Annotated in this window: 8 protein-coding genes; 4 read left to right on the top strand and 4 right to left on the bottom strand. The window is 60.7% G+C overall.

Going from position 1 to position 6,379, the window contains the following annotated elements; all coding sequences use genetic code 11:
- On the bottom strand, positions 1-131 hold a 131-nt coding region (gene rpsU / locus WB650_RS23570; RefSeq protein WP_423962271.1), incomplete at its 3' end, for a 30S ribosomal protein S21.
- 265 nt (positions 132-396) lie between these two features.
- On the opposite strand from rpsU, the gene WB650_RS23565 reads away from it, so the two are divergent.
- The 3 genes from WB650_RS23565 to WB650_RS23555 all read left to right on the top strand — a co-directional run bounded on the left by WB650_RS23565 (position 397) and on the right by WB650_RS23555 (position 2,909).
- Complete coding sequence (locus WB650_RS23565) at positions 397-1,164, top strand: SDR family NAD(P)-dependent oxidoreductase (RefSeq protein ID WP_422302923.1); 768 nt, start codon at positions 397-399, stop codon at positions 1,162-1,164.
- Positions 1,164-2,255 carry a hypothetical protein gene (locus WB650_RS23560; protein WP_422302925.1) on the top strand — a complete coding sequence of 364 codons (1,092 nt, stop codon included), beginning with the start codon at positions 1,164-1,166 and terminating at the stop codon, positions 2,253-2,255. Before WB650_RS23565 ends, WB650_RS23560 begins: the two co-directional genes overlap by 1 nt.
- Positions 2,256-2,630: 375 nt before the next feature.
- Positions 2,631-2,909: a hypothetical protein gene (locus WB650_RS23555; protein WP_422302926.1), complete on the top strand. Its 279-nt coding sequence runs from the start codon at positions 2,631-2,633 to the stop codon at positions 2,907-2,909.
- Positions 2,910-3,286: 377 nt separating this feature from the next.
- On the opposite strand, the gene WB650_RS23550 is transcribed toward WB650_RS23555, so the two are convergent.
- Both WB650_RS23550 and miaB read right to left on the bottom strand, forming a co-directional pair.
- Positions 3,287-3,715 (bottom strand): VOC family protein, encoded by a 429-nt coding sequence (locus tag WB650_RS23550; RefSeq protein ID WP_422302928.1) that lies wholly within the window; start codon positions 3,713-3,715, stop codon positions 3,287-3,289.
- Positions 3,716-3,747: 32 nt separating this feature from the next.
- Positions 3,748-5,073, bottom strand: coding sequence for a tRNA (N6-isopentenyl adenosine(37)-C2)-methylthiotransferase MiaB (gene miaB / locus WB650_RS23545; RefSeq protein WP_422302930.1), 1,326 nt, complete (start codon positions 5,071-5,073; stop codon positions 3,748-3,750).
- Positions 5,074-5,361: 288 nt separating this feature from the next.
- Between miaB and WB650_RS23540 the strand changes: the two genes are divergently transcribed.
- Positions 5,362-5,577: a cytoplasmic protein gene (locus WB650_RS23540; protein ID WP_422302932.1), complete on the top strand. Its 216-nt coding sequence runs from the start codon at positions 5,362-5,364 to the stop codon at positions 5,575-5,577.
- 125 nt (positions 5,578-5,702) lie between these two features.
- Here WB650_RS23540 and WB650_RS23535 read toward each other — a convergent pair whose 3' ends face one another.
- Positions 5,703-6,254 (bottom strand): PadR family transcriptional regulator, encoded by a 552-nt coding sequence (locus WB650_RS23535; protein ID WP_423962268.1) that lies wholly within the window; start codon positions 6,252-6,254, stop codon positions 5,703-5,705.
- Positions 6,255-6,379: the final 125 nt, after the last annotated feature.

Genomic DNA, 6,379 nt, shown 5'->3' with positions numbered 1-6,379 from the left:
CGCTTGCGGCGGACGCTGGGCTTCTCGTAAAAAGCCCGCTTCTTCATCTCTTTGAAAACGCCCTCCTTGGCCAGCTTGCGTTTGAGCACTCGCATCGCTTGATCAAGAGAGCCTTCGACCCGAATTTCCATAGTCCTCCGTCCGTCCGGTGATTAGCCTGTCGAGTCTAGGTCCAGCTCTGGTCAGAGTCAACCGGCAATTCGTCTCAGGCGCTCGTCTGCGATCCAGCTCTTCCCCTCTCCCGCAGGAGAGGATTCAAGGTGAGGGACCTTATACAGCGCGCTGTTCCGCGCGCGATTCAAGATTCTGTCTCTGCTTTAACGAAAGCCTCTCTTCATGCTTACAACCCGCGTCTGGTAAAGGAATGGGAATCGGTGCGCGAGAAGGAGCTTCAAAGTGGATTTGGGATTGACGGGAAAAGTCGCGATGGTCACCGGCGCCAGCCGCGGGCTCGGCCGCGCGATGGCTCATGCGCTCGCCGACGAAGGCATGCAGGTCAGCGTATGCGCGCGAACTCGCGACGCGCTTAACGAAGCGGTCGCCGCGTTATCGAAGACCGGCTCGGCGATGGGATTCGTTGGCGATATGACGAAACCCGACGATGCGCAAAAGTGGGTCGACGAGACCCTGAAAAAATTCGGCGGGATCGACGTGCTGGTCAACAATGCCGGCTCGGCGCGGCCGGGCGCGCTCGCGGAATTGCCGGAGTCGGCGTGGCAGGAGCAATTCGATCTCAACCTGTTCGCTCCCGTGCGTCTGGCGAGGCTATGCGCAGTGCACATGGAGAAGCGCGGCGGCGGCTCGATTATCAATATTGGATCAATCTACGGGCGCGAGTCCGGCGGGCCGCTGACTTACAACGCGTCGAAGGCGGCGTTGCATTCGTTCACCAAGATGCTCGCGCGCGAATTCGCGCCAAAAAATATCCGCGTCAACACGATCGCTCCCGGCTCTATACTCACGGCCGGCGGAATCTGGGAGCAGCTGTTTCGAGAGAATCCAGCCTTCGAAAAAGATTTCGTCAGCCACGAGATGCCGGCCGGACGCCTGGGCCGTCCCGACGAGGTCGCCTACGCCGTCGTGATGCTCGCGTCGCCGCGCGCGAGCTGGATAACCGGCGCCAACATCCCGGTTGACGGCGCGCAGGGCCGCTCGATCCTCTGATGCTTTTTCAGTATTCCCTCCTCACCGTTGCGGCCCTTACCGTCATCGGATGCAGCTCGCCGCTGCCGACCACCGAACTTCCCCCCGCGCGGTACATCGAGGTGGTGCCGGAGTTTCCCGGCTTTCATGACTACCGCGGAATCGTTGACCTGCCGATCAAAGCGTCGGGGATGGATCAATCGGGAATCGCGGACCTGGCCAAGACCTCGCAAATCGATTTTATTTTTCTCGCCGATCGCGCTCAGCCGGGTGACACCGACTTCGGAATCGGCGGCTTCACCAACGACATACTTTTTATTTCGGGCGGCGCGTTCGATGTCGGCGGCAGCCAGATAATCGGCGCGAACATTCGAGAACCGATCAAGCCCAACCTCACGCCCAACGATTTGATTTCTGCGATTCACGACCAGGGCGGTATCGCGATTGCCGTCGACCCGGCCAAATTCGCGTCGTCGGAAGACTACGCGCTGGCTGACGCGATGGAAGTATACAGCCAGCGCTCGGCATGGCTCGCGCAAAGTCCCACGACGCTCTACTTGCACGCTATTTTTTTCGGCACCGATCACTTCCTCGCTGGCCTCGACGTCCGCCCCGACGCGAACCTCGCGCTGTACGACCGGATGACGACCGGCGCGCGGGTTACGATGCTCGCGGGGACGGGCGCGCCCGACAACCTGAACGTGCTCGGCACCAAGGTCGGAACGCTGCCGCAACTTTTTCTTTTCTGCACGACCCATCTGCTGGCGCGCGAGCGTGACACCGCACCTATCCTCGAAGCGCTCCGGCTCGGACACTCGTACGTGAGCTTCGACTACCTCGGCTACGTCGGCGCATTCGCGTTCTTCGCGCGTGCCGGAGACACGACAACAATGATGGGCGACGAAGTTCATCTCGCGCCCGCCCTGACTCTCAAGACCGAGCTGCCGGCGGCGGCAGATCGAATCGCGATATATCAAGACGGTGCCGAAGTGACTTCCGCCGACAACGCGACGAAGCTTGAGTTCGCCCCGAAGTCGCCCGGCGCATACCGAATCGAAGCCTACCGCAACGGCAAGCTGTGGATCCTGTCGAACCCCGTGTACGTGCGCTGAGAATGCGCTAGATCGCGAAGAACCAATTGAATGTGAAACCCGCCGTGGGTTTCACGCTTCCCTAGGCAGGGGTGACCCCTGCACCCAGTGAGAAGAACAGAAATCGCAAAATGGCGAGGACACCATTTTGCTCTCAGGTTCCTTTCCTGTGTCATTCAGAGCGCGTCTTGATCACTCTGCTTCCACCAGCCGAAGCCCTGAGCGAAGCCGAAGGGGAAGAATCCCGGTGCCGCCTCCTCTCGGCATCCGCGACCCTGAAAGATTTACGTAGGAAAGACGCGTCTTCTGCCCACAGTATCAAGGCATATACTACGCATCCTAAGTGGCCGGCTTCTTGCTGCTCTCAGGGTTATGTACCTGATGGAGGCTACAAGAATGCGATTTATCCAACGTTTGGCAATAATCCCGGCGGTTTTCGCCACATGCGGACTCGTCGCCGGCTGCTTCTCCTACCACCGGACTGTGGATGAGACGACGGCTCCTGCGCCTGTGGTTGAAACTGTCCCCACGGCGCCCGCTGTCGTCGCGGTTCCTGCGCCGGCGGTTGTGACGCCTCCGGTGACTTCGAGTTCCACCACTACTACTACGACCGATACGGGCGTCCCTGGAATCGTCGAGCGACAGAAAACTACCACTTACAGCACGCCCTACTAATTTAGCGTGAGCGAGCTGGCCGTCAGCGGCGCGCGTTAGGTCTCGCGATCGTGCTCATTCGGCGATGGCCGGTTGCGCATCGGCGTCGCGCCGTTGACGGCGGCGAAGTCTAACGACCTCTTCAGTCGTCCCCCGACCAATCTTAAGCGTTATGTGATCGAGCACATCAGCGAGTGCCCGGTGGCCGAATCGACGCGCACATTGACGGTGTCGCCTGCGCGGACTCCTTCGACGCCGCGGAAGATTGCGGTCTTGAATTGCGGGGTCTTGCTTACAGGGGTGACCTCCTTCGGCTTCGCTCAGGACAGGCTTTGCACCCGGTCTCTTTGTGTCATTCAGAGCGAAGCGAAGAATCCCGGATCTTTCTTCGCTTCTCCCTACTGCTCGGTCGTCAGCTCGACCGTATTGCCGTCAGGATCCGATATCCACATCTGCCGGCCCCGGCCCTGTTGAGCGGGCGCCTCAAGGAACTCGATGCCGGCTTCCTTGAGCGCACGCCGAGTCTGCTCGAAATCTTCCACCACCAGCGCCAGATGCGGTCCGAAGGGGCTGCCGGTGCGTTCCGTATGTCCGGGACTCGCAATCAAATGAAGCTGCGTGCTGCCCGCCGCGAACCAAATCCCGCCGGTCGGTGCGGCGACTTTCTTGCTCGATACTACCTCGTCGCGGAATTTCGCCGCCTTGTCGCGGTCCATCGTTGGAAACGGCACGACCTCAAGGCCGAGCAGCTTGCCGTAAAACTCCGATGCGCGCGCGACATCGCTGATCCTGATCGCGATATGGCTCACCCCGCGTGTTTTGATCATGATGAGTTTTTCCCCTGCGTGATTTTTTCTTATTACGCGATCGAGCACATCAATGAGTGCCCGGTGGCGGAATCGACGCGCACGTTGACGGTGTCGCCGGCGCCGATTCCTTCGACGCCGCGGAAGATCGCGGTTTTGAATTGCGGGGTCTTGCCCGCCATCATTCCGCCGCCGCGACGGGCCGAGCCCTCAACCAGGACCGGGAATTTGTGACCGACCATCGCGCGATTGCGCGCGAGCGACATCTCTTCCTGCAGCGCGATCAGCGCCGTCAACCGGCGGCCTTTTTCTTCTTCGCTGACAGAATCGCCGAGGCGGAAGGCGCGGGTATGCTCGCGCACCGAGTATTTGAACATGAACGCGGAATCGAAGCCGACTTCGCGCATGATCGCGGTGGTCAATTCGAAGTCCGACTCTTCTTCGCCGTGAAAGCCGACGATGATATCCGTCGACAGCGCGACGCCGGGAATTTCCGCTCGCACTCGTCCGACCAGGTCGAGATATTGCGCGACGGTGTAGCCGCGTTCCATCGCGGTGAGAATCCTGTCTGAGCCTGACTGCAGAGGCAGATGCAATTGGGGCTGGACCTTCGGCTCCGTCGCCATCGCGTCGATAATCGACTCGCTCATTTCGCCCGGATGCGGCGACGTGAATCGAATCCGCTCGATTCCATCGATCGACGCGATCATTCCAAGAAGTGCACCGAAGTCGGTGTCGCCGAAGCGATACGCGTTGACCGTTTGCCCGAGCAGCACGACTTCTTTGACGCCGCGCGCCGCCAGTTCGCCAATCTCGCGCATCAGGTCCGCGGGGGGAATCGAGCGCTCGCGGCCGCGCACGTACGGGACGACGCAGAACGCGCAGAACTTGTCGCATCCACGCATCGCGGTCACGTAGGCGCGCACGCCGCCACCATAGTCGGGAGTGATGTCGGCGTAAGTCTCGCCGCGATCGAGCCGGACATCAATGGAGGCGTCGAAGCCGGCGCTGCCGATCATCTCGGGCAGGCGGCGATAGCTGTCCGGTCCGGCGACCACGTCGAGGAAGGCCGCCTTCTCCATGATTGCGACACGATTATGCTGCGCCATGCATCCGAGGAGCCCGATCTTCACCTCCGGCCGCGAGTTCTTGAGCCGCGCCAGCTCGCGCAGCCGATGCAGCACCTTCTCTTCGGCGTGCTCGCGAATAGCGCAGGTGTTGAGCAGCACGACGTCGGCATCTTCGACGCCGTCGGCATTGACGTAACCCGCGCGACGCAGAACGGCGCTGACCGTTTGCGAGTCGGCGACATTCATCTGGCATCCGTAAGTCTCGAGATAAACCCGCGGATGCGCCGGATTTGCAACGCGTTCATTCATAAGACGAAAAGAAATTGTAGGCCACGGCGTCAGGTGGATACAACGCGAGTCAACCACTCGGCCTCGCTGGCCGCTCTACATAATTGACGCCGGCCGCCGGAGCGTCCGTCGAGATTCTTCGCCGCGCCGGCTCAGAATGACGGAGTGCTTTTTCCGTCATATCTCTTTCCGTCATCCTGAGCGCAGCGAAGGATCTCGCGCGTCCTCGTGCGCTTGTCGAGTACCGACACCGATCCCGGCTCCGTTGATAATGCTCCCTTGCCGGGAGTCGTCGCGATACTTAAGTTTTTGGCCACGACCTCTATGCCACAGAATCGCAGGCCATCGTTCGAGCGGATGGAAGCCACATTGCTGGCGTGTCCGAAGTGCAAGCGCGCGGTGAAGGTGCGCAAGCGCCTCCTGCTCGTGCTGCCGAATGGCGACAAGTACCTGTACGTATGCCCCGATTGCGGCTCTACCTGCGGCGAGACAATCGAGACGCCGTCGCCGGCGGGAATCCGCTGATAGTTTTTGTCACTCAGAGCGAAGGCTGCCGTAGCGAAGAGTCCCGGGTTTTGTGTTCATCTTTGCATTGCTTCCGGGATTCTTCGCTTCGCTCTGAATGACAAATGGAGAGAGGGGAAGAGCCGCTACGGCTTGTCGCGCATGCCTTCCAGGTCGCGCATCGCGCGCTCGAGGATTTCGCGCACCTTGTCGATTCGCTCCTGCGAAGCTGACTCGCCCGCCACCGCCCGAAATGCTGCCTTGACCAGGCGCTCGGCTGGACCGCGAACCTCAGCGGCGTCGGGGTCGTTTGCATGACGCCATCCGGCCCATCGACGGGCGCGCCACCAGATTCGACGTACGGTCTCGTCCTCGCGCTTGAGTTCGGCGGTGCCGGCGTCGGTGATCGCGTAGACGCGTTTGCCTTCCTTCGAGTCCGACGAAATTAGGCCTTCGTCTTCGAGCTGTTGGAGCGTGGGATAAACGGTGCCGGCGCTGGCGCTGTAGATTCCGCCCGAACGCTCTTCGAGCTGACGCATCAGCTCGTAGCCATGCTTGGGACCGTCTGCGATCAGCGACAGTAGTGCGAGCCGCACTTCGCCCGGGCCGAAGAAGCGCGCCCGCATGCCCATCATGCCGAATTCGCCCCAGTGGCCGTGGCCGCGTCGATTAAATCGTCGAGTTCCGCAAACCATCATCGATGACCCTCCGTAACACCGTAATACATAATGGAAGGTATATCGTACGATATAGCTGGAGTCAATTCAGTCCAGGCATTTTTAGTGGCGCGGGCCGCCGTGCCCGCGGCTGAATTTTACGATTC

Source organism: Binatus sp. (SeqCode) (genome assembly GCF_049584895.1).
Taxonomy (GTDB): domain Bacteria; phylum Desulfobacterota; class Binatia; order Binatales; family Binataceae; genus Binatus.
The sequence above is the reverse complement of the archived record's forward strand: the minus strand, read 5'-3'. Positions and strand labels throughout refer to the sequence as shown.

Bases quoted from the DNA above. Each gene is read 5' to 3' on its own strand.
- WB650_RS23560 (WP_422302925.1), top strand. From the start codon at position 1,164: ATGCTTTTTCAGTATTCCCTCCTCACCGTTGCGGCCCTTACCGTCATC.
- WB650_RS23555 (WP_422302926.1), top strand. From the start codon at position 2,631: ATGCGATTTATCCAACGTTTGGCAATAATCCCGGCGGTTTTCGCCACA.
- WB650_RS23550 (WP_422302928.1), bottom strand. From the start codon at position 3,715: ATGATCAAAACACGCGGGGTGAGCCATATCGCGATCAGGATCAGCGAT.
- miaB (WP_422302930.1), bottom strand. From the start codon at position 5,073: ATGAATGAACGCGTTGCAAATCCGGCGCATCCGCGGGTTTATCTCGAG.
- WB650_RS23535 (WP_423962268.1), bottom strand. From the start codon at position 6,254: ATGATGGTTTGCGGAACTCGACGATTTAATCGACGCGGCCACGGCCAC.